The organism is Plesiomonas shigelloides (assembly GCF_900087055.1).
GTDB classification, from domain to species: Bacteria; Pseudomonadota; Gammaproteobacteria; order Enterobacterales; family CAMTGL01; genus Plesiomonas; species Plesiomonas shigelloides.
The window spans coordinates 246,205-269,872 of sequence record NZ_LT575468.1 but is presented as its reverse complement, the minus strand read 5'-3'; the positions used below and the strand labels follow the sequence as shown (position 1 = coordinate 269,872).

The 23,668-nt window shown below is 53.3% G+C and carries 18 protein-coding genes; 2 read left to right on the top strand and 16 right to left on the bottom strand.

What is annotated here, in order from left to right; translation table 11 throughout:
- The first annotated feature begins 9 nt into the window (after positions 1-9).
- Entirely contained in the window at positions 10-3,261 is a 3,252-nt protein-coding gene (locus NCTC9997_RS01155) for a type I restriction endonuclease subunit R (protein WP_064977117.1), read from the top strand.
- Between the two features lie 70 nt (positions 3,262-3,331).
- Here the strand turns inward: NCTC9997_RS01155 and NCTC9997_RS01150 are convergent, their stop codons facing one another.
- The 3 genes from NCTC9997_RS01150 to NCTC9997_RS01140 form a co-directional block, all read right to left on the bottom strand.
- Positions 3,332-4,555, bottom strand: coding sequence for a tyrosine-type recombinase/integrase (locus NCTC9997_RS01150; protein WP_064977116.1), 1,224 nt, complete (start codon positions 4,553-4,555; stop codon positions 3,332-3,334).
- Positions 4,556-5,070: 515 nt separating this feature from the next.
- Positions 5,071-5,397: a YmgD family protein gene (locus NCTC9997_RS01145; RefSeq protein WP_010862760.1), complete on the bottom strand. Its 327-nt coding sequence runs from the start codon at positions 5,395-5,397 to the stop codon at positions 5,071-5,073.
- Positions 5,398-5,430: 33 nt separating this feature from the next.
- The gene (locus tag NCTC9997_RS01140; RefSeq protein ID WP_081632834.1) at positions 5,431-5,760 is read right to left on the bottom strand and encodes a glycine zipper family protein; all 330 of its coding nucleotides are present in this window, start codon (positions 5,758-5,760) and stop codon (positions 5,431-5,433) included.
- A gap of 332 nt (positions 5,761-6,092) precedes the next feature.
- On the opposite strand from NCTC9997_RS01140, the gene tsgA reads away from it, so the two are divergent.
- A complete protein-coding gene (tsgA, locus tag NCTC9997_RS01135; RefSeq protein ID WP_036768678.1) occupies positions 6,093-7,271 on the top strand; it encodes an MFS transporter TsgA in 1,179 nt (392 codons plus the stop codon).
- Positions 7,272-7,374: 103 nt separating this feature from the next.
- Here the strand turns inward: tsgA and NCTC9997_RS01130 are convergent, their stop codons facing one another.
- From NCTC9997_RS01130 to NCTC9997_RS01070, 13 genes are all read right to left on the bottom strand, one after another.
- Positions 7,375-8,949 carry a methyl-accepting chemotaxis protein gene (locus NCTC9997_RS01130; protein ID WP_010862763.1) on the bottom strand — a complete coding sequence of 525 codons (1,575 nt, stop codon included), beginning with the start codon at positions 8,947-8,949 and terminating at the stop codon, positions 7,375-7,377.
- 387 nt (positions 8,950-9,336) lie between these two features.
- Positions 9,337-9,942, bottom strand: coding sequence for a LysE family translocator (locus NCTC9997_RS01125; RefSeq protein WP_010862764.1), 606 nt, complete (start codon positions 9,940-9,942; stop codon positions 9,337-9,339).
- Positions 9,943-10,248: 306 nt separating this feature from the next.
- Entirely contained in the window at positions 10,249-10,596 is a 348-nt protein-coding gene (locus NCTC9997_RS01120; RefSeq protein ID WP_036769217.1) for a YegP family protein, read from the bottom strand.
- Positions 10,597-10,734: 138 nt separating this feature from the next.
- Complete coding sequence (locus NCTC9997_RS01115; RefSeq protein WP_064977115.1) at positions 10,735-12,204, bottom strand: VWA domain-containing protein; 1,470 nt, start codon at positions 12,202-12,204, stop codon at positions 10,735-10,737.
- Entirely contained in the window at positions 12,191-13,822 is a 1,632-nt protein-coding gene (locus NCTC9997_RS01110; protein WP_064977114.1) for an AAA family ATPase, read from the bottom strand. Before NCTC9997_RS01110 ends, NCTC9997_RS01115 begins: the two co-directional genes overlap by 14 nt.
- 792 nt (positions 13,823-14,614) lie before the next feature.
- Entirely contained in the window at positions 14,615-15,637 is a 1,023-nt protein-coding gene (gene trpS, locus NCTC9997_RS01105) for a tryptophan--tRNA ligase (protein ID WP_039045979.1), read from the bottom strand.
- 61 nt (positions 15,638-15,698) lie between these two features.
- Positions 15,699-16,385 carry a phosphoglycolate phosphatase gene (locus NCTC9997_RS01100; RefSeq protein WP_010862769.1) on the bottom strand — a complete coding sequence of 229 codons (687 nt, stop codon included), beginning with the start codon at positions 16,383-16,385 and terminating at the stop codon, positions 15,699-15,701.
- A complete protein-coding gene (rpe, locus tag NCTC9997_RS01095; protein ID WP_010862770.1) occupies positions 16,382-17,053 on the bottom strand; it encodes a ribulose-phosphate 3-epimerase in 672 nt (223 codons plus the stop codon). Before rpe ends, NCTC9997_RS01100 begins: the two co-directional genes overlap by 4 nt.
- A gap of 67 nt (positions 17,054-17,120) precedes the next feature.
- Positions 17,121-17,954 carry an adenine-specific DNA-methyltransferase gene (gene dam / locus NCTC9997_RS01090; RefSeq protein WP_010862771.1) on the bottom strand — a complete coding sequence of 278 codons (834 nt, stop codon included), beginning with the start codon at positions 17,952-17,954 and terminating at the stop codon, positions 17,121-17,123.
- A 74-nt stretch (positions 17,955-18,028) separates the two neighbouring features.
- A complete protein-coding gene (locus NCTC9997_RS01085; RefSeq protein WP_064977113.1) occupies positions 18,029-19,720 on the bottom strand; it encodes an SPOR domain-containing protein in 1,692 nt (563 codons plus the stop codon).
- A 10-nt stretch (positions 19,721-19,730) separates the two neighbouring features.
- A complete protein-coding gene (aroB, locus tag NCTC9997_RS01080; protein WP_010862775.1) occupies positions 19,731-20,816 on the bottom strand; it encodes a 3-dehydroquinate synthase in 1,086 nt (361 codons plus the stop codon).
- A 22-nt stretch (positions 20,817-20,838) separates the two neighbouring features.
- The gene (gene aroK / locus NCTC9997_RS01075; protein WP_010862776.1) at positions 20,839-21,360 is read right to left on the bottom strand and encodes a shikimate kinase AroK; all 522 of its coding nucleotides are present in this window, start codon (positions 21,358-21,360) and stop codon (positions 20,839-20,841) included.
- A 212-nt stretch (positions 21,361-21,572) separates the two neighbouring features.
- The gene (locus NCTC9997_RS01070) at positions 21,573-23,639 is read right to left on the bottom strand and encodes a type IV pilus secretin PilQ (protein ID WP_156669226.1); all 2,067 of its coding nucleotides are present in this window, start codon (positions 23,637-23,639) and stop codon (positions 21,573-21,575) included.
- Positions 23,640-23,668: the final 29 nt, after the last annotated feature.

Here is a 23,668-nt window from a genome sequence, read left to right as displayed (position 1 = left end):
GACAATACGATGAAAGACACAACAAGCGAACGGGTATTTCAGGACGATATCATCCACCAGCTGGTGGCCAACGGTTGGGTGCAAGGCAGTGGCGAAGGCTATAACCGTGAATCTGCGCTGTATGAAGCCGATGTTCTGCGCTTTATCCAGACCACGCAGCCAAAAGAGTGGCAGAAGTTCTGTACCATTTTCCCCACCGACTCTGAGCGCCATTTTCTGGATGCGTTAGTCACCCAGCTCAAGAAAGCTGATGAAAATGCAACCGATCGCGCCTCACGCACGTTCGGCACCTTAGGCGTATTGCGCCACGGTCTGAAAATTCGCAGCGCCCGTTTTACCTTGTGTCAGTTCAAACCCGAGCATAATCTCAACCCTGAAACGCTGGCTCGTTATCAGAACAATATCTGCCGAGTCGTGCCTGAGCTGGTTTACAGCCCGTATGCCACACAAGAGCACGAACAAGAAAGTGGCAAAAAAGCCAAGAGATGGCGCATTGATTTGGTGCTGTTCGTTAATGGTCTGCCGGTGGCCACGCTAGAGCTCAAATCTGAGTTCAAACAAGCCGTAGAAAACGCCATTGCCCAGTACAAGCTCACCCGCTTGCCCAAAGATCCCGCCACCAAAAATCCAGAGCCTCTGCTCACCTTCAAACGAGGGGCGCTGGTGCATTTTGCAGTGAGTCAGTATGAAGTGTATATGGCCACCAAGCTGGCCGGAGAAGAGACCTTCTTCCTACCCTTTAACAAAGGCACTCACGATGGCGGCAAGGGCAATGACATTCCCGATGATACCACCCGCTACGCGACAGATTACCTGTGGAATGAGGTATTAACCCCCGCTAACCTGCTTAATATCATCGGGCGTTTTATCCACCTGCAAATCGAAGAAAAAGAGGACTGGGAAGGTCGTAAGTATAAAAAAGAGACCCTGATTTTCCCGCGTTATCACCAATGGGATGTCGTCACCAAGCTAGTCAATGCCGCCATTGAGGAAGGTACAGGGAATAAGTATCTGATCCAGCACAGCGCAGGCTCTGGTAAATCAAACTCGATTGCATGGACAGCCCACCAGCTTTCCACGCTCTACGATGAGCAAGGAAACAAACAGTTCGACTCGGTGATTGTGGTCACTGACCGAACCGTGCTCGATGACCAGTTACAAGACACCATCTATCAGTTTGAACATGCCGATGGCGTTGTGGGCCGTATCAACCGCAAAGAAGGCGATGGCTCAAAATCAGAAAAGTTAGCCAGTGCATTGGAAACCTCACAGCCGATCATCATCGTCACCATTCAAACGTTCCCGTTTGTACTCAAAGCCATTGAGAACTCAACCGCACTTAAAGAGCGCCGTTACGCCATCATTGCCGATGAAGCTCACTCATCACAAACAGGGGCAACCGCTCGCCAGCTCAAAGAAGTGTTGATGACGGAAGAAGCCGATGATGACGTTGAGCTTTCTTCAGAAGACATTCTGGATGCCACCATTGCCGCTCGCCGTGGTAGCGCCAATCTTAGCTACTACGCGTTTACCGCGACCCCTAAAGCTAAAACCCTTGAGCTATTTGGCCGCAGACCTGATCCGTCACAACCAGCCTCTAAGCGTAACTTACCGGTCGCCTACCATGTGTATTCCATGCGACAAGCCATTGAAGAAGGCTTCATTCTGGATGTGCTGAGGAACTACACCAACTATAAGGTGATCTACCAGCTTAAGCAGAAGTTAGAAGCCGAAGATAAAGAAGTGGATGCCGGTAAAGCCAAGGTGAAACTCACCAACTGGGTACGCCTGCACGATCACAACATCTCACAGAAAGTGAAAGTGATTGTCGAACACTTTAAAAAGAACGTGATGGGCTTACTGGGTGGCCAAGCCAAAGCCATGGTCGTCACCAGTTCACGTAAAGAGGCGGTACGCTACAAACTCGCGTTTGATAAATACGTTGCCGAGCATAGCTATGCCGGTATTCGGGCCATGGTCGCCTTCTCAGGAGAGGTTGAGTTTAACGCCGCAGACCCTGATAGCAGCGCATTTATGGATCAGAAGTTCACCGAGCTCAATATGAACCCTGATCTGAAAGGGCGCGAAATGCGTAAAGCCTTTAACTCTGATGATTATCAAGTGATGCTGGTGGCTAACAAATTTCAAACCGGATTTGACCAGCCAAAGCTGTGCGCCATGTATGTGGATAAAAAGCTCGCCGGTGTGGAGTGTGTACAGACGCTTTCCCGTTTGAATCGCACCTATCCAAGCAAAGCGGAGTCCGGCACCTTTGTGCTCGATTTCTATAACGATCCGCAAGATATTCTCGATGCTTTCCAACCGTACTACCAAGTCGCCGAGCTCGAAGATGTGTCAGATACCGATAAAGTTTTCGACTTGTTCGAGAAGTTACGGGCGAGCGGAATTTTCTTGTGGTCAGAAGTAGAACAATTTGTTGATGCGTTTTTCACCAAAAACAAATCAAACGCCGCTATCAGCAATATCTGTAAACCTGCGGTTGATCGCTGGCGCAAGCGTTATAGCTCGGCAATAGAAGCCTATCTGCATGCGAAAAATGTCTTTGAACGCACCAAGAAAACCGGCGATGCCGTATTGATGGCGAATGCAGAAAACAGCTTCAAAGAGTGCAAGCAGGAAAAAGACCGTCTAGAGATCTTCAAAAAAGACTTGGGCAGTTATGTGCGCTTCTATGAGTTTATGTCACAGATTGTGGATTACGACGACAAAGAGCTCGAAAAACTGAGTCTGTACGCTCGCCATTTACGCCCACTGCTACGTGAGAAAGTCATTGAAGAAGATGAGCTGGATTTGAACAATGTGGTGATGACGCATTACCGCTTATCCAAAATCCGCCAGCAAGACATACAACTGCAAGAAAATACCCCCGAGTACTCGCTCAAACCGAGTAATGATGTCGGCACCGCTAAACCCAAAGACAAGAAAGAAGAGTTCTTATCACACATCATCGAGCGCCTGAACGAAGTTTTTGTGACTGATAATCTGACCGATAAAGACATGCTCAATTATGCCTTTACCGTGCGCGATAAACTCACTGAAAACGAGACAGTTATGAGCCAGATTGCCAACAACACACGGGAACAAGCCATGCTGGGCGATTTCCCTCGGGCAATTGATGACGCCATACTGAGCAGCAGCGCCGCCCACCAAGAGCAGATGATGCAGTTGTTATCTGATCCAAACAAAACCAAGCAATTTGCTCGGGTCGTGTTTGATATGTTGAGTGGGTATCAGGGATAACAGCAAAACCGCATAACGCGATAAGGGTTGGCAAATGCCAACCCTTTTTTTGTCTGTGATGCCAAACGGCCTAGGCAACAACGCTAAGAAAAGTCGGCGTGAGCGTGCTGATATTCCCTTGTTCAATAATATCCGCCCAATCCTGCATCATACGTTTTCTTTCGATAAGGTATTCGGCTTGGTTATAGCTTGCCCTCACCTGATTACGCTCTTTATGCGCAAGTTGCCGTTCGATGATATCAGGGCGATACCCTGCCTCATTGAGTATGGTGGACGCGGTGGCACGAAAACCATGGGCAGAAAAATCAATCGTGTCTTCCCCGTTGAACCCAAGCCGCTCTAATGCCCGATTCAGTGTGGTGGGTGATATCGGCTTGTGTGGATCACGTACATTAGGAAACAGCAACTCATGGTTTCCTGTAAAGTGGCGTAGTTCTTGTAACAGCGCCATTGCTTGCGTTGATAGCGGTACAATATGCGCCATACCCGCTTTCATCTTTTCAGCCGGAATACGCCATTCCGAACGCTCAAAATCAAACTCATGCCAACAGGCTTTACGCAGCTCTGCCGTTCTCACGAACAGCAACATCAGTAACTTCAGAGCAATGGCAATTGGACGCGTACCTGAATAGGTATCAATCGCCTGATTTAACCCTATCAGCTGATTGAGCAATAACGGTTTGTGGTGAACAGCTTTCTTTCGTGGAACCGCCCTCTTGAGAGCGGCGGCAGGATCAGCGTCTGCTCTCAATGTCGCTACCGCATAGCAAAAAATAGCCGATGACCATTGCCTAATCAGGTTTACTACAGAAGGCGCGCCTCTAGCATGCGCTCGGTTCATAAGTTCTAAGATATGCGCAGCCGTAACATGCTTAATCGGCAAATGGCCAACGAAGGGAAACACATCCGAAGCTAGAAAGCGATTAACCTGACGTAGATAGTATGGAGACCAACCAGCTTCTTTCTTCTCAATCCATTCACGAGCAATCGCTTCAAAAGTATTCGCATTTGCATGGGTAAGCACAAGGCGTTCGGTCTGACGCTGGTGGGCAGGGTGAATGCCTTTTCTAACTAAATCCCTTGCCCTATCACGAGCTTTTCTCGCCTCCGCCAAGCTCATCTCGGGGTATTCCCCCAGCGCAAACACATTCTCTTTACCTGCTATGCGGTATCGGTAACGCCAGAACCTATTACCGTTCGGGCGTATTTCTAAATACAAGCCACCAGCGTCCGTCAGTTTGATAGGTTTATCGGAAGGTTTGGTATTTCTGATCTTCGCGTCTGTCAGTGCCATAAGTCGGATACCCTGATTTTGATACCCGCAATGATACCCGCTTTTTCATTTAATGACAGTGAACAACGTCGAACAACGAAAAACACAAGACAATGTAAAGTAAGGAATTTTTATGAATTGGCGAACCACTACAAACGGTAAAAAACAAGAGTGTTAGTTATCGATAAGCAGCAACATAAACACTCGCGCCTGAGGCAAAAAACAGCGAAAGAAAACCGCGCAATGCGGCGTGTCACTGCGGTTATACCCAGATTGCGGATGAAAATCAATCTGATAACCCAACCGCTAAACTTCAGGTAAGGGGACGGTCGCGCAGTGCGTCACTACACCGCTACCGGTATCGATACCCACCGCAATACCCGCATCCATACCCAGATATACCGGCGATCGCGTGCGCTAGGCGAACCATCACAGCACTGTCGGCGTAAACCTCAGATAACAAAACGGGAAGCCACTGGCCTCCCGTTTTTCTCTCCCGGCCGACCAAAATCAGTCGGCAAGCACACACGCAGTGATTACAGTTTTTCACCTGCCAGCTGACGCATGGCGTTATCCATCGCGGTGATCAGCAGCATTTGTGGATCTTTGGCGCAGAACGCGTTCAGGTTCTCGATCACTTTCTTGTCAGTGTCGGCAGATTTAGCAATCTTCAGGTTACGGGTTTCAACGCTCGCGTTACCCATCATTGCCACCAGATCAGCAACATCTTGGCTGTGCTCTTTTGCCATCGCACCGGCTTCAGCACAAGTGATGTACACGTCGGCTGGCAAACCTGCATCGGCATTCGCCCATACGGCTGGAGCTGCGGTAACGGCCAGAGCAAACAATACTGCCTTTTTCATCTTTTTTATCCTGTAATCTGTTTACAACTAAAATCAGTTAATGCGGCCCAGAATCGCGCCACCAGCACCACCCACGGCAGCACCTTTCAGCGCACCTTCAATACCGTTGCCAGACAGCAGACCTGCTGCGGCACCCGCAATCGCGCCCACTTTGGCGCCTTTACGGGCTTTCTTACCTTTTTTACCGTCTTCGGTCATGGCACCAACACCAGCACCAAATGCTGCGCCTTTCAGCACGCCATTCACGCCCTGACCAGAAACCAGACCTACTGCAGCGCCAACCATTGCGCCTTTGGTCAGGCGGTTAGCCGCCAGTGCCGCTGGAGCAGACAGCAGGGAAGCTGACGTCAGCAGAACAATCATTAAACGCGAAACACCAGTACGGGATAACATGTGTATCTCTCCTGTTCACCGAAATGGATCCTTACTCTTGTGCTAGTCACACTGACTACCCAGAGCAGGTTTTCTTATGCTCGGCACGATACTCTGTGGCAGACCGCTTGTTTTGTCATTTCGTGGCATTAGCCCCTCATAGGGGATAAAAAAACAGGTCGCATACCTCCAGATCACAGTTTCCTGCGCTTTTGTCGGACTTAATATGCTATTTTAGTGATCCAGAACACAAAATCGCGCAATCGTTTCACATAGACTTCGCGCTTTTCATTTTTCCTTCTTTTCAATTACGGTAATTTGCGATGAGCACAATGAACCGCCTCCGGTTAACCTGGATCAGTTTTCTGTCATTCGGTTTAACCGGTGCCTTAATCGTTGTCACCGGTATCGTGATGAATTCGGTTGCCGACTTCTTTCATATTCCGCTGGCGAGCATGGGGAATACCTTTACCTTCCTCAATACCGGTATTCTGGTAGCCATTTTCCTCAATGCCTGGCTAGTCCACATCATTTCGCTGAAACGCCAACTGAGTATCGGTTTCGTACTGATGCTGTTTAGCGTGGTCGGCCTGATGTTCAGCAAAGGGCTGATGCTGTTCTCCCTGTGTATGTTTATTCTCGGGGTCGTGAGCGGTATTACCATGTCGATTGGTACTTTCCTGATCACCCAGCTGTACCATGGCCGTCGCCGTGGTTCGATGCTACTGATCACCGACTCATTCTTCAGCATGGCGGGGATGATTTTCCCGGTGGCGGCCGGTTATATTCTGGCGAGTCACGCTGCGTGGTACTGGGTATATGCGCTAATTGGCGTGGTGTATCTGGCGATTTACCTGTTGACCATGACCTCCGAATTCCCACCGCTGCATAAAAACGACAGCGATGGCAACGCGGTCATTAGCAGTGAACGCTGGGGCACAGGGGTGTTTGTGATTGCCGCCGCTGCGCTGTGCTACATCCTCGGTCAGATGATTTTCATCTCTTGGCTGCCAGATTATGTCAGCACCCAATTTAGTATGAGCGTGGAAAAAGCTGGCGCACTGGTCGGTAGTTTCTGGATGGCCTACATGATTGGGATGTGGATTTTCAGTGTGATCGTGCGCTTTTTTGACCTGTACCGTCTGGTGCTTGGTCTGACGCTGCTGGCTGCGCTCGCCATGTATGTGTTCATTGGCGATAACAGCGGTCACTATCTGCATATCAGCATTATTGCTCTGGGCTTTGTATCGAGCGCCATTTATACCTCGCTGATCACGCTGGGTTCGCAGCAGACCAAGGTGTCTTCACCGCGTCTGGTGAACTTCATCCTGACCAGCGGCACCGTCGGTACTATGCTGACATTCGTCGTCAGTAGCCCGATAATCCATCACTATGGGCCGAAAGTGGCACTGTGGAGTGCCAACGGTCTGTATGCAGCGGTATTTGTCCTGACCGCGCTGCTGGCGCTGTTCACTCAGCATCGCAACCATGGTCACGTCTAACTGCTAGACGATATACCGCTCGGCTGAAATGTCAGCCCATAAAAAAACCGGCCTTGGCCGGTTTTTTTGTTTCTACATGACGAATACGCTTAGGCATCACACCTTAAATCGCGCGTTCAAATTGCAGCATCAAACGGCGCATCGCTTCCAGCTGCGCGACCAACTGACGCGTGCTATCTACTGATTGATCACTGCTGCCAGCGGTGGCCACCGTCAGCTGATTGATATTCTCTATGTTGTGCGAGATCTGATCATTCATCTTGGCCTGTTCTTCTACCGCATCGGCAATCTGTCGGCTGCTGTCAGTCACTTGGTTGAGCACTTCGTTAATTTGCACCAAACGATGACCGGTTTCCGCCGCTTGCTGATTGCACTGCTCCGACAACGACGTCCCGCGCTCCACTGCTTCCACCGCCTGCGCCGCAATCGCCTGCAAGCGGGTGATCATCTGCTGAATTTCGCCGGTCGATGACTGGGTTTTCTGCGCTAAAGAGCGCACCTCATCGGCAACCACAGCAAAACCGCGCCCCGCTTCACCGGCGCGCGCCGCTTCAATCGCCGCATTCAGCGCCAGCAAGTTGGTTTGATCGGCAATCGCGCCAATCACATCCAAAATCCCTTCAATTTGGGTACTGCTTTGCGACAAATCGTGGATCACCTGCTTGGAGTTATCCAACTCCTCATGCAAGGCATGCACCGAATTGATGGTGGTTTCGACACTCTGCTGGCCTTCGCGCGAAATCTGCTGTGCTTGGGTGGTGATGCTCGACGCCAGCGCTGCGCTTTCCGCCACTTCATGAATCGAGGACGACATCTGATCCATCGCCACGCTCACATGCTCAGTCGCCAGCATTTGCTGACGCAAATTAGACTCAATCTGCTGACTGTTTTGCAGCTCTTGCTCGGCGGCCGTTAAAATCCGGCCAGAGGTTTCGGTCGCCCGCCCGACAATCGCCCGTAACTCAGCCTGACGCATCTTCAAGGCCAGCTCAATCACCGAAAAATCATCAAAGCGGCCGGTGTACACTTTTTCCATCAATGGGTTGTCATAGGTCTTCTGCGCCAATTGCTGCAAAGTGCGCAGCCGCCCCACCAGATACACGCTCACCGCGCCGGCCAAGCCACAGCCCAGCAAGCCCAATCCACCGGTCAGGGATAGCCCCTGCTGCCACAGCGCGATACCTTGCAACAACACACTGCCAAGTGTTAATACCGGCAACCCTGCCATCAACGCCAGACGGCGTAAGCGCGGCGTTTTATTGCGCCGCAAATCGGCATACAGAGCTTCTGCGCGCGCCACACTTTCGCGATCGGGCTTACTGCGCACCGATTGATACTCGATGACCTCGCCACGCGCATTGAGGATCGGGGTAACAAAGGCCGATACCCAGTAAAAGCCGCCATCCTGACAACGGTTCTTAACCAGCCCCATCCAGCTCTTTCCAGCGCGAATATACTGCCAGAGCTGAGCAAACGCCGGTTTCGGCATATCCGGATGACGTACGATATTATGCGGCTGGCCCTCGAGCTCCTCAGGCTGATAACCGGCGACCTGACAAAAATTCTGGTTAGCATAGGTGATCCGGCTATCCGGCGTGGTGGTCGAAATCAGATTCAGTCGGGCATCATAATCGACTTCCGTCGCCGCTCCGGCGCTAAAGCCTTGTGGTATCGTCATAAAAGATCCGCTGTAGTCCCATTTTGTGATGTATGCCGCTGCACCCGCGCGCGCATAGAAGTAATATAAAATGGGATATTGTTAATACTTGATTAAATAGGTGGCGCAAAAAAGTGGCACCCAAAAATGCATTGCGATAACACCGCATGGAACGTTGTTCTGTTCCGGTGTTTTGCTCCGGCGGCTGATAGCATTCACCAAGCAAATGGACGCTTATGAAACCGCAAGCATAACAAAGGGCGAGAGATGAGCCTACGCTATTAGCTCACCTTGCTTAGGCTAGCGGTAGCATCCACCCACTTATCAGACATATCTATAGCGGCCACCACCGTGTAAAACTTGAGTGACCCCGCCGGCTGCGCGCGGCTTGCGTGCATGACGTGGGTTTTATAGCAGCAGTAAACGGCCAGCCACTACCAGCAGTACGACGCCCATCGCGCGATCCAGCCACTTACCGGCTCGCACCAACTGGCGGAAAATCAGCGGCTGCGAGATCAGTAATACCACCAGCGCATACCAACCACCATCAATCACCCCCGCCGTAGTGGTGATCAGCAGTTTATCGCTCACCGAAAACCCCTCTTGCAAAAACGGGCTGAACAGCGCGACAAAAAACAGCATCAATTTAGGGTTGGTAAACGAGAATAAAAAGCCATCCAGCAAACCATTCCGCCGCGGTCCACTCGCATTGCTTTCCAAACCGCTGATCCCTTGGCTGCGCAGCGCGCCCCAAGCAAAGTACAGCAAACACACAATGCCGATGCCTTTAATAACCAAGAGCATTTGCGGATGAGTGTGCAGCAACGCGCCGAGGAAAAAAGCAGTCGCCAGCGCATACAGCGCCACACCGGCACCATGTCCGATCGCGGTGAGTAGACCGGTAACCGGCCCACTGCGTGAAGTATTGCGGATCACCAGCGCTAAGCTCGGCCCTGGGCTGACCGCGCCCAACATCAAAATACAGGCCAGTGAAAACCATTCGGTGAGGGTCATTGCATCATCCCTGAATGTGCTGCCACGGTGGGCAGGCAAAAGAATCCAAAACAAAACGACAGACTCGCTGGTCTGCCGCTTGTTAACACCCGATTACCTTACCGCAAAATCAGCGCCACGGCATCCTGCCGTGCTCCGTGCACTCTGTACCGGGTGTGGGGTGATAGACGTGCGGCTATCATGCACACCGTTATCATGCACGTCAGCGCGAACAGCAGGCGTAAACTCAGGTTCGACGCTATGCGCCTGACGGTATCTCTACGATGCCTTCTCGACACCATTTACCTGCTACCAATTACCAGCGACTCATTTATCCACAACCGTCAGATCGCGAATGTCGGTGCTGACGCCATTTTTCATCACCGAGTGGATCCCGTTTTGTGCCGAGACATCGGAAGAGTAGAGCTGACTTTGCCCAATCACCTGATGGTTACGTGCTTTGAGGACAAAATAGGGTTTATTGGAGCTGGCGACTTTCAGTTCAAAATGCGCCTCGTCCGTGGCATTTTTCTGCACCGACTCGATACCATTTAGCGCCGCCGCCTTCGTGGTATAGCGTTCGCTGGTCAGAATAATTTCGCCATTACTGGCTTTCAGATTAAACATAAACTGACCATCGCTGGCTTTTTTCAGTTCGAAATGTCCAATCATAATCGTGCCTCGCTGTGATACCTGCCCCGCCAGTGTGCGGTGCACACAAATGCCTGTCTCATTAAAAATAGACCGCGCAGCTCAAAGCGGACAATTTTATTTTATCTGTCATTGCTGGCAGGCTACGCCGCCAGAAAAAACTCAACGCTGGCGGCGTAACAAACGCCCATAGACCCCACCACTGCGCTGCCACACCGAGTCAAATAACGCCAGTAACGACGGGTTACCTTGCACCGACAAGGCCACCGCATGCAGCCGATTACCCGCCGCCGCCAATTGCGGTAATTGTTGCTGGATCTCCAGCCCACAACGTGGCGCGATAAAATCAGAAATCACCACGATATCGGCATTGTGGTAGGCCTGCTGCTGCAAACGCGCGATGGCTTGTGACAGACAGCGGTTTAAATCCGTCCCGCCGAGGAAACGATAGGATAGAAACGCCTTCGCCTGACTGAGCCCCTCGGCACCACATAGCTCGAAGCCCACCACTTGGGTTGAGAAGATCAGCACGTGACAATGACGATTTTGCGCTACCGCCTGCTGCATTAAGGCCAGCGTCAGCGCCTTAGCGCAGCGCTCAGGAAAACCGGCCATCGAGCCAGACGTATCCACACACACCACAAAGGGGCCACCGGCCACCAAATCTTGCGGCGCGCGCGCCGCTGGCGTGGCCTGTGGTGCGGGCGTTTTCTGCCACTGCAAGCCTTCTAGCTGATAGCTCAGCAGTTGCCCTTCGGCCAGTTGTTTGTAAAACAGGTATTCCAGCTCATCCACCGACAACATCACCGCCGAGGTGGTCAGCAAGCGCTCTAAATCGCGCCCAAAGCGGATCCCGGCCACCTCTTCTGGCGCTGGATCGGGCTGAGGCCGTGGACTATTTCCCTGCTGCAATAATTTGCGCCGCCGCTCCTCATCAGCGCGTCGGCCAAGCTCCGCGGCAATTTGTTGCAACTCGGGCTGACGCGCCAACCAGCGCGCGAGAGCATCCAGCTCATGCATCTCTTGCTGGCTCAAGCTGGCATCGGCCATATCCCATAAACGTCCGGCCTGCTGCGCATCCCCCGGTGGCACCAACTGCGACAGCTGCTCGGTAGCCTGCATGCGCCGGTACAATTGCTGTAACTGCTCTTCGCGCGCCTGATCCAGCCACTGTAGCTGTTCAGCCAGCACATCTTCATCCAGATAGTGTTGCCAGCGCTGCATAAAATCGTGACGTAACGACTCCAGCTCCGTCGGCGACGGCGCGCTCTTCATCGCCTGCACCAACGGTTTCACCGCCTGCTCTAGCGGTGCAATACCCTTGATTTGTAAACGCAGCGCTTCCAGATGGGTCAGAAACTCCCCCATCTCCATGGTCTCGTAGCTATGAAACAGCCCCAGCGTATGCAGCGCGGTTTGCGACAACTGCTGATGCACAATCACCAAACTCATCCGCTGCTTCCAGCGCTCGACCTCACGCTGCATCAATCCGCCCAGCCAGCCACCTTGACCACTGCTTTGCCCACGCGTGGCGCGCGCCACGCCTTGCTCAAGTTGCTCCGCCGCGCCAGCAACCCGCTTGGCGACCTGCGCTAGCGCCCCTTGCTGTAGCTCGTCGTCACGCAGAGGCATGCTCTTTCACTCGTCGATAGCAGGTCTCCAACGCCGCCAGCTCCTGCGCCAACTGGGTCAGCTCCAGCAAGAGCTGATCAAGACTGGCCTGGATTTGGTCGATAAAAATCTGATCGGCAAAATGATGCGGTAAGGTGTGGGTAAACTGACTACGTGCCAGCATCAGTTGCTGATACAGTTTTTGCTGCATGCTGGCCAGCTCATCCAGCTCTTGTTGCCACGTTTGTTCGGTATGAGCACTGACCGGCCAAATTCCACTGATGCCCAGTGGAATATCTTGATTGCGGGTATCGCGCACCACCAGCTGCTGTCGACTGTCGAGAGCAAAGCTCAAGTGCTGCACGCTCGTCTGGGTATTCACAAAGGCCGCAATGGTGCCGCTGCCACGCAGCAGCTGCTTTTGTAACTCCTGCGGGTCGACCAGAATCTGGTACGCCGCCTCGGCCGGCTGCGTGGAGAGCTGCGCCTGCGGCAATAGCGGGATCAACCGCAGCAACCCTTTATGCGCCATGTGCCGATACTGCCCCGCATGGGTCAGATCCAGCTGATAACGCTCACCCCGCAGACTGCTACTTTTTTTCAGCGCCGGACGCACCGCTAAGCGCCGCGCCTCTTGCTGACGCGCCACTTGCTCTTGCAGATGGCTGATTTGCAATGCCAGCTCGCGCTGCTCGTAGGCTTCCTCACGGGCATATTCACCGATTAAGGCGCGGATAAAATCGCGGGTCGGCAAATCACGCCACAGGCAATTCACCAAAATCAATAAATCCGGCGGCGTGATCTGACTACGGCCATTAAAAAAGGCACAGGCACGCAGCAAGTAAATGGCCTTTTTCCAGCGCCGATCGGAAATGTACAGATCCAGCTCCGGCGCTAACGCCTGCTTTTCCTCCAACCGCGTTTTGATGAAATAAATTTTCTCAAAACACGGATCCGGTAACTGCACCTGCGGGATCTGTTGCTGCCACTCCTGATACTCCTGCTCCGAAATTTTCAGCTCCGGTGGTACCGGATCGCGATACACATCATCGGCCGCCACCACCATCGAGCGAAAATTGTCTTTCTGCTCCACCTTGCCGACATACACCCGCAGCAACATGCGATCGTAAAACGGGTCTAACCCACCTTGAGGATCGGGCAATTCATTGGAAGCGGTGAGCAACAAACGCATCGGTAAACGCAGGGTTTGGGTGCCGTTACGAAACAAGCGCTCGTTCAGCACGGTCAGCAGGGTATTCAAAATCGCGGGGCTGGCTTTCCAAATCTCATCCAGAAACACGATATGGGAAGACGGCAGATAGCCCTCGGTCAGACGCACATACTGCCCTTGCTCTTTAAGCGCCTGAATCGACAATGGCCCAAACACCTCTTCTGGGGTGGAAAAGCGGGTCATCAGGTATTCAAAGGTGGTGGCCTCTTTAAAGGCGCACATCAGACGGCGAGCGATCAGACTTTTACCGATCCCGGGAGGCCCGAGCAGGAAAATACTCTCCCCGGATAACGCGGCCAGCAGGCTGAGTTTGAAGGCATTTTGGCGCTCGTACACGCCCTCACACAGATGGTGGTTTAAACGGCTGACTCGGCTGTTCAGGCGTTCACCTTGTTGCGCTGAAAACATCACGTACTGTTCCTTCTGCGCCCACCGCTAACGGAGAATTCTCCACACGGTGGGATCCGCACGATGCCGGTGCTCACTCTGCGCACCGACATACCCCTGTTACAAAGTGAAAAGTTACACAGTGAAAAATGACCGCGCGAAAAGCGGCAAAACAACAATCGCCACAAAGCACGGTCTTATCAGTTATGGGCATCCCCATAACTGATAATGAATAAATATGTAATCGTATCGTTACAGTAGTACTGCTCTGTTCGGTGCACCGTAAGATACGCCGTACAGGGCGACGCCCCATGGTAGGGTTATTATTCGTGAGGTTATGCCTAAACCTAGTGACTTGACCAAATCTTGTCAATCAATCTGATGACAGCCGATTGCAACTCATTTTCACCAAAGATAAAAGACCAACACAATCAGCGACATTTATTAACAGCACTGAGCTAGCCTGCGCGAGAAAATCACGTTTTATTCCGGCAGCTTTGCTGTCGCACGTTAATAAAATGTAGTCCCTAGAGTGATATTTATGCACATCATCGCATATTGTTATTTTGTGTAACGTCGCACTCAAACGTTGAAAAAATATGCAGGGATTATGCAAAAACGAGGCGAGCAAAGAACTAGGGAGTGACCCAAGCGAAGTGTGCGCAATCCGCAGAAGGCACATTAGCCGAGCACAAAACATACTCGACGAGGTGATAAGGAAAGATAAAAAAACCGGCCAGACGCGAAACGCGCCGGCCGGCTTACATTATTGATTCATTGAGCGATTGATGAGTGCGAATGATTGCTCCGCTATTACGGACGCGCGACAAAACCCACGGCGTCGTACACTTTCGCCAACGTCTCGGCGGCGCGCGCAGAGGCTTTCTTCGCCCCCTCACGCATCACTTGCTCCAGATACGCTTCGTCAGCACGATAGGCGTGGAAGCGCTCTTGCAGTTCGGTCAGCATGCCGGATACCGCATCGGCTACTGCGCCTTTCAAGTGACCGTACATTTTGCCTTCGAATTCCTGCTCCAGCTCAGCAATGGTTTTGCCGGTTACGCCAGACAGAATATCCAGCAGGTTCGATACCCCTGGTTTTTGCGCCACGTCGTAACGCACCACTGGCGGCTCTTCCGAGTCGGTCATCGCACGTTTGATTTTCTTGGTGACTGACTTTGGATCTTCCAGCAGGCCAACCACGTTATTGCGGTTGTCATCGGACTTAGACATCTTCTTGGTCGGCTCGAGCAGTGACATCACGCGCGCGCCCACTTTCGGGATGAATGGCTCAGGAATGCGGAAAATCTCACCGTACAGCGCATTAAAGCGCTGCGCCACATCGCGGCTCAGCTCCAAATGCTGCTTCTGATCTTCACCAACCGGCACTTGTGCGGCTTGATACAGCAGGATATCGGCCGCCATCAGCACCGGATAATCAAACAAACCGGCGGTGATGTTCTCAGCATAACGGCTGGATTTGTCTTTGAACTGGGTCATGCGGCTCAGCTCACCAAAATAGGTGTAGCAGTTCAGCACCCAACCTAACTGCGCATGCTCTGGCACATGTGACTGAACAAAGATGGTGCTCTTTTCTGGGTCGATACCACAGGCCAAATACAGGGCCAGCGTATCTAAAGTTGCTTTGCGCAGGGTGGCCGGATCTTGACGAACAGTGATGGCGTGCAAGTCCACGATACAGAACAGGCACTCATACTCATCCTGCATCTTCACCCACTGACGCAGTGCACCCATATAGTTACCGATGGTCAGTTCGCCGGAAGGCTGCACGCCGCTTAATACAACCGGTTTTTTGCTTACAGTGGGTTCACTCATCACTACTCTTCCTAAAATTCAATGCTCTAACCTGATCCGCGTCGGCGATAGCCGGTGACTCTCAGCGGTCAATGCCTAGCGCCGGTAATAAACCGGTAAACTGATGTAATACCAAATCCGGCTCACTCAATGCAATGGATTCGCCGTAATTGTATCCATAACTGAGGCCAACGCTCAGACAACCGGCCGCTTTGGCCGCTTTAATGTCATTTTCTGAGTCGCCGACAAACAGTAATTCTTGAGGGCGCAGCCCCAGTGTGCCGAGAACCAGATACAGTGCCGCCGGATGCGGTTTACGTACCACCACATCATCACCACCCAGCACCACACTGAAGTAATCGCTCAAGCCGAACTTCTCCAGCAGCGGACGCACAAAGGCACTCGGTTTGTTGGTCACGATCCCCAGCGGCAGCCCTTGCTGACGCAGGCGTGCCAAGGTGTCCAGCACCCCGGCATACAAGCGGCTACCGACGGTCAAATTGGCGGCGTAATGCTTATCGAACAAGGCGCGCGCTTCACGCAGTTGCTGACGCTCAGGGACAAACCCCTCTTGCGCCCACGTCAATGCCCGCTTTACCAGAATGTCGGCCCCGTTACCAATCCATTCCCGCACCCGATTTTCACCGGCTTTCGGATACTGCAGCTCTTCGAGCATCAGATCCACCGCCAGCGCCAAATCCGGTACGCTGTCAATCAGAGTGCCGTCGAGGTCAAAGACCACGCTGCGCACCCCGGAAAAACGCATCATACCGCCAACTCCAGCTCCGCGCGCATCTGAGCAATCACCGCCGCGTAATCTGGCTGGCTGAAAATCGCCGAGCCGGCCACAAACATATCCGCGCCAGCCGCTGCTATGTCACGGATATTGTCGACTTTCACCCCGCCATCGATCTCCAAGCGGATATCGCGGCCACTGGCATCAATGCGACGACGCACTTCGCGCAGCTTATCCAGCGTGGCTGGAATAAACGACTGACCGCCAAAGCCTGGGTTCACCGACATCAGCAAAATCACATCCAGCTTATCCATCACGTAATCCAGATAGCTCAGCGAGGTGGCAGGGTTGAGCACCAGACCGGCTTTACAGCCGCAATCTTTAATCAGTTGCAAGGTGCGATCGACATGCTCAGAGGCTTCCGGATGGAAGGTGATGTAGGTGGCGCCCGCTTTGGCAAAATCTGGGATGATGCGATCAACCGGTTTTACCATCAGATGCACATCAATCGGCGCAGTAATGCCGTAGTTGCGCAGAGCCTGACACACCATCGGGCCAATCGTCAGATTCGGCACATAATGGTTATCCATGACATCAAAGTGCACCACATCAGCACCGGCCGCCAATACCTTGGCTACGTCTTCCCCCAAACGGGCAAAGTCCGCCGATAAAATTGATGGCGCAATGAGGAAATCCTTCATCTTCCAGCTCTCCAGCAAATCAATCGTAAAAGGTCACCACCACCATGAGCGCGATTTGCACCCACCGTCACCCCGCTTTACGTCCGCCGGACGTAAACAGCGCCAACAGCTCGCCGACTTTATTGCGGCTACCGCCATTACGGCTAATGGTGCGCTTAACCTGTACCACATTCAATTGCGCCCCTTGATACAGGCGGCGCGTCAACGGCGTATCGTGATTGGAGATCAGAACCGGCACCCGCTGATGGGCTGCAATCTGATCGGCCAGCTCGGCCAAGGTGGCCTGATCATCGAGCGAAAAGCCGTTGCTGTGGTACGTGGTAAAGTTCGCGGTGGTCGAAAGCGGAGCATACGGCGGATCGCAGTACACCACGCAGTGTTTATCTACCCGCGCCAAAGTCTGGGCATAACTTTCACACACAAAGGTCGCGCGCTGCGCCTTGTGCGCAAAAAAGCGCAGCTCTTGCTCTGGGAAATAGGGTTTCTTGTACGACCCGAACGGCACATTAAAACCGCCTTTCAGGTTGTAACGACACAGGCCATTAAAGCCATGTCGGTTCATATACAGAAAAATCACCGCGCGACGATAAGGATCAACCGTCTGATTAAACTCATCGCGCAGGCGGTAATAGGCTTCCGCGCAGTTATGCTCGGGGGTAAACAACTGACGGGCATCGGCGATAAAGCTGTCTACATCCTGCTTGACCAGATTGTAGAGATTGATCAGATCGCTGTTGATGTCCGCCAGCACATACTCTTCAAAATCGGTATTCAAAAATACCGAGCCAGCGCCGACAAACGGCTCAATCAGACACTGCCCCGACGGTAAGTGGCGGCGGATTTCATCAACCAGGCTGTACTTGCCCCCGGCCCATTTGAGAAACGCGCGGTACTTCTTCATGCTGTGTGTTCTGCCACTTCTAGACTGCATTAAAGCGGCTAATTGTACTCAGTTTAATTAGCCGCTGCAGTGGGTTATTGCGCCCGCTTCAGTTCAGTTTGCACCTGACGGTATGACTTCACCCACGGTTGATCCGCTTTCATTGCCGTTGGCAGGGTGTTAATTGCCTGCTTGGCTTGGGCTACCGTTGGATAATTGCCCATGATCACCACGTACCAAGCCCGTCCATTACGGCGTGTTTCATACACCCGTAATTTGGAGGCCAAGCCACTTTTCTCAACAAAATGCCACGCATCTTTGAGCGAATGAGAGCCCGACAACTGCACGGTATAGTGCTTCGGTGACGCTTTTTCCAGCTCAGTATCACCGCTCAGACGGCTGCTGTGACGACGCTTAGTGCTGGCTGGCTTGGCAGCTGTTTCTTTTGCGGCCGTCGCTTTGGCGTTGTCCGCTTTCGCTGACTCGGCGCGCTTGGCCGCCGCCGCTTGCTCAGGGCTGATCGCCGTCGAGGTCGCTGTAGCGCTATCACTTGTGCTGGTCGCAGCCGGTTTGGCTTCCTCAGCGGCATTTGCGTTAGTCGCTGTCGCAGTCGGGGTGGCCGCTTGCTGGACTTGCTGCTCAGCCGCCACCAGCGCATCCACTACGTTGCCCGGTAACACCACGCGCTTGCCAGTTTGAGGCAGGATCTGGGCCTGTGTGGTTTCGCCCGGCTCTGCTGGCGCAGTGATTTGCGCCACCGGACTTTGTTCGGTCAAGCGCACTTGTTCGTTTTGCTGAATCGGCTCGACCTCACCGCTATTGAGACGGCCTTTAACGTCCGGAACCGGATCCAATGGCGCACCATCGACCTTCGGCAATACTTTTTCCGCGCTTGACGCATCGCTTTGGCCACCTAACGGCTGGCTAGAGACGGATGCGGCGCGATCGCCTGGGGTAAAGGTGGATTTGGCTGGCGCGGAGTGCTCAGACAGCCACACCCACGTACCGGCGCCCAGTGCCAGCAGCACCAAGACGGCTAAGCTGATCAAGCCAACCCGTGAGCGAGACTCTTTGGCGCGCTGTGCCCGCGGTTTAGGCAATAAATCGGGCTCAGGCTCTGGTAACAGCGGCTTTTCCGCTGCCGCCAACACCGCGCCTGGGCGCAATGCAGTACCCAGCAACGCTTCTGCATCCTGCGCCGGACGCTGCGCACGAACTAAAGCAGCCTTCATCAAGGTCAAGGCTTCGGCGCGGGTCAGCTGCGGCACATCGATGGTCATTTGCGCCACACCCTGCTGCGCCGGCAGCGCTTTGATGCGCTCAGCCAACCCCTCGGCTGGGCCAAACAGCACCACAGCACAACGACGATTACCGGCCTGACGGCTAGTGCCCGCCAGTTGCCATAACTCCATCAGCATGGCGTCAGACAACAGCTGCGCATCATCGACAATAATCAGCAGATCGCGACGCCCTTCACGGGCAAGCTCTGGCAAAAATTCGGCTAGCGGCGTGGCATCATCGTAAGCGGCTTGATCTACCAGCTGATGCACCAACAATGAGCGCACCAAGGTATCTGCCTGATCTTTACGACCGGCAAGCAGCGCACAACGTACCCGCTCGGGATCTTGCTCATCCAGCAGATGTTGGGCCAAAAAGCTCTTTCCGGCCCCTTCCGGTCCGCTGATATGAATAAACGGTGAGCCAAAGCGGCTCAGAAAACGGACGCGTGAGAGTACTTGAGTCTGCGAGTCCAGCTCAACCCACAGACGAGAGGGTGTGTTTTCCATCGAATTCTACTTAACCCCGGCATTCGGCAATCGCTGCCAGAACAACCTGTTGATCGGTTCCGCTGACGACGCTGGCCTGTCCGATCCCGTGTGGTAAAACCAGACGCAGCGTGCCCGCCAGCACTTTCTTATCCCGCAACATATGCGGCAGATAAGCGTCTGCCGCCATGGCAGCGGGGCCTTGCACAGGAAGACCGGCGCGCTGTAACAAGGCGCGTAGCCGTGCTACATCGGCGTCAGTGGCCAGCCCCAGATGACGCGACGTGACCATCGCCATCATCATTCCAGCCGCGACCGCTTCGCCATGCAGCCAAACGCCGTAGCCCATCTCCGCTTCAATAGCGTGACCAAAGGTGTGTCCCAGGTTCAGCAACGCGCGCTGCCCCTGTTCGGTTTCATCTGCCGCCACCACCTGCGCTTTCAGCTCACAGCAGCGACGCAGACAATAGGTCACCGCCTGCGGCTCCAGTGCCAGCACCTGCTCCAGATGCTGCTCTAACCAAGCAAAAAATGCGCCATCAATGATGACACCATACTTGATCACTTCTGCCAAACCGGCCGCAAACTCCCGCGCCGGTAAGGTACGCAGGGTATCGGTATCCATCACCACCGACACCGGCTGGTGAAACGCCCCGATCATGTTTTTACCCAGCGGGTGATTAACCGCCGTTTTTCCGCCAACGGAAGAGTCTACCTGCGCCAACAGCGTGGTCGGGATCTGGATAAACCGTACCCCGCGCTGATAACAGGCCGCCGCAAAACCAGTCAGATCGCCAATCACACCACCGCCAAGCGCCACCAACGTGGTATCTCGGCCATGATTGCCGGCCAGCAAGGCAGAGAAAACCTGATCCAAAATGGTCAAGGTTTTGTACTGCTCACCATCGGGCAACACCAGCGTCTCGACCTGACAGCCCAGCGTGCGCAAGCTGTGGCACACGGTCTGCAGATACAAAGGCTCTAGCGTGGTATTGGTCACCACCATCACTTTGTCACCCGCGCGCAGCGGATGAAAAGAAGCCGGGTGCGAAAGCAGCCCGGCTTGAATCGTGATAGGGTAGCTACGTTCCGCCAATTCTACGGTGATCCTTTCCATGGCATAACTTTCCTAACGTTAGTTACTGCTGTTCCAGCATCTCGATGATCTGTGTCGCCACCACTTTGGCACCCTGATCATCCGTACGAATAGTGATGTCGGCAATTTCTTCATACTGCGGGTTACGCGTGGCCGCCAGTGCTTCCAGCACTTCGCGTGGCTCCACATCGCCCTGCAGCAATGGCCGCTTCTTATCACGCTGGGTACGAGCCAGCTGTTTTTCGATGGTTGTTTCCAGATAAACCACGATTCCGCGCGCGGACAGACGGTTGCGCGTTTCGCGGGATTGAATGGAACCACCACCGGTGGCCAATACGATCCCCTGCTTTTCCGTCAGGTCATTGATTACTTTTTCTTCGCGAACACGAAAACCTTCTTCGCCTTCAACGTCAAATACCCAGCTGATATCGGCGCCAGTGCGGCGTTCGATTTCCTGATCGGAATCGAAAAATTCCATATTCAGCATCTGCGCCAGATATCTGCCGATAGTACTTTTACCGGCGCCCATAGGCCCGATTAGGAAAATATTACGTTTCTCTGCCATGTTTTTCGGTTTTTGCTTAAAACAACGTTTAAATACACCTCGCCCCGTCAAAAAATGCGATGACGAGACATGACCTGAATCCTCATAAGAACGTAGTGCGAGATCAGACTAAAAATTATCTCAAGAGTCGTGCCGGTTTGGCAACTGCATAAAGGCAATGCTTTCGAAAACCGCTGCTGCAGTTTTCGAAAGCCATCATCAAGGAGAGAGGGTTAACCACTGATAGGATCAGTGCTCACCGGGCGGTTCATGTTCTGCTGAACCACGCGCGGGGTAACAAAAATCACAAGCTCACGTTTTCCGGCTTTATCCATATCACGACGGAATAACCGTCCCATGACAGGAATATCCCCCAGTACCGGCACCTTATCTACACCTTTGATAGTAGTGTGCTGGAATACGCCGCCGAGTACAACTGTTTCCCCGTCATCGACCAAAACTTGCGTTTCGACTTCTTGCTTATCAACCGACACCGCTTCGCCGCGACCAATCTTGTATACCTTGCCTGGCGAGTTCTGGCTGACCTTCAGATCCAGAATGATTTGTCCGTTCGGGGTAATTTGTGGGGTAACGTCCAAACCGAGCACCGCATCTTTAAATTCGATAGTGGACGCGCCGCTGGAGCTGGCCACTTCATACGGCAGCTCCGTACCCTGTTTGATACTGGCTTGTTTCTTATTCGCCGTCAGCAAGCGTGGGCTCGCCACAATCTCCACGTTGTTTTCTCGCTCCAGCGCCGACAGCTCCAGATCCAGCAACTTACCGTTGATTTTGGCAATCTGGAACGCAATCGAGGCCGCGCCAGATGAGGCTGGCATGTTGACGTTCAAGAAATCATCCACGGTCGGTTTTTGATCCAAAGCGCCAATCGCGCCTAAGTTACCCTCTACCGAGCCGCCAATCATGCCGCCATTACCGGTATCCATCAGCATGCCCCAGCGCACGCCCAGCTCATCCAAGCTTTCGTCGTTGATGGTCACGATGCGCGCTTCAATCTGGATTTGGCTCACCGGACGGTCGAGCGAAGCCACCATCTGCCGCACGGTATCCAGCACGGTATCAATATCGCGGACCAGCAAGGTGTTGGTGCGCTCATCCACCGAGACCGAGCCGCGCGAAGAGAGCATGCGACCATTAGGTGCCGTCAGCATAGCGGCAATTTCAGAGGCTTTAGCAAAGTTGATATCGATGTATTCGGTTTGCAGCGGTTTTAATTCGCTCACCTGCGCATCCGCTTCCATCTCTCGGCGCTCGCGCTCAATCAGCACTTCACTCGGCGCCACTAACAGCACATTGCCGTCGATCCGCTTATCCAAACCTTTGGCGCGCAGAATAATGTCCAGCGCTTGCTGCCACGGCACATTATCCAGACGCAAGGTGATCTCCCCTTGCACGCTGTCGGTGGTGACCAAGTTGAACTGGTTATAATCCGCAATCACCTGCAGCACTGTACGGATAGGAACATTTTGGAAATTCAAAGAGATAGGTTTGCTGTACTGGGCCGGATTATTCACCTGCGCCCGCGCCGAGTTAGCGCGGCGAATTTGCACTTTCACCTGCGAACCTATGCGCTGCTGGTCATAATCCACCGGACCTTTGAGATCCAGTAACAAGCGGGTGTTCTGTCCGGTGGCTTCGCTGCGAATGGTTTTCACCGGTGTACCACGGCGGCTAACATCCATCTTATAGGCATCACCGGCCACGGTGGTGCGCGGTAAATCCAGCACCAAACGGCCACTGCTTTGCCGAATTGCCAAATCAGCCGGCGGCTGGACAAAGTTTAAGGTCAGCTCGGCCTGCCCGTCACCGCGCGGCACAAAATCCACCGATAGCAGGCTGCTGCCGGTGGGTTTGAGGATCGGGTTATTTTGCTGTACTTGCTCCGTCGAGCGGGTTTGCCCCAGCAGCAAAATGTAGCTTTTGCCTTCAGCGCGCAGCTCAAACGGCTCCTGACGCACCAGATCAAAACCAATCTTGGTACCTTTGGCGGAGGGTTTGATGTTAATGCCACGCAACATCGGGTTATTCACCCGAATGGTATTACCCAGTTTGCTTTTATCCACTTGCGAAAACGTCAGGGCCAGCGTGTTTGCCAGCGTATCACGCTGCTGCGCAGGGGTAGCCACCGGCTGATCGAAGATCATGCTGACCGCTAAACGATCGCCTTCTTGCCGTAATTTGACGTCTTCCAGTGTGGCGGCCCAGGCCGGGGACATCAACCCGAACCAGACTCCGGCTACCATCCAGTAGCGTAAACTGCGCACTGCTCCCTTCATCATCTTCTTATCCTGTCTTCACACTCTGCTTA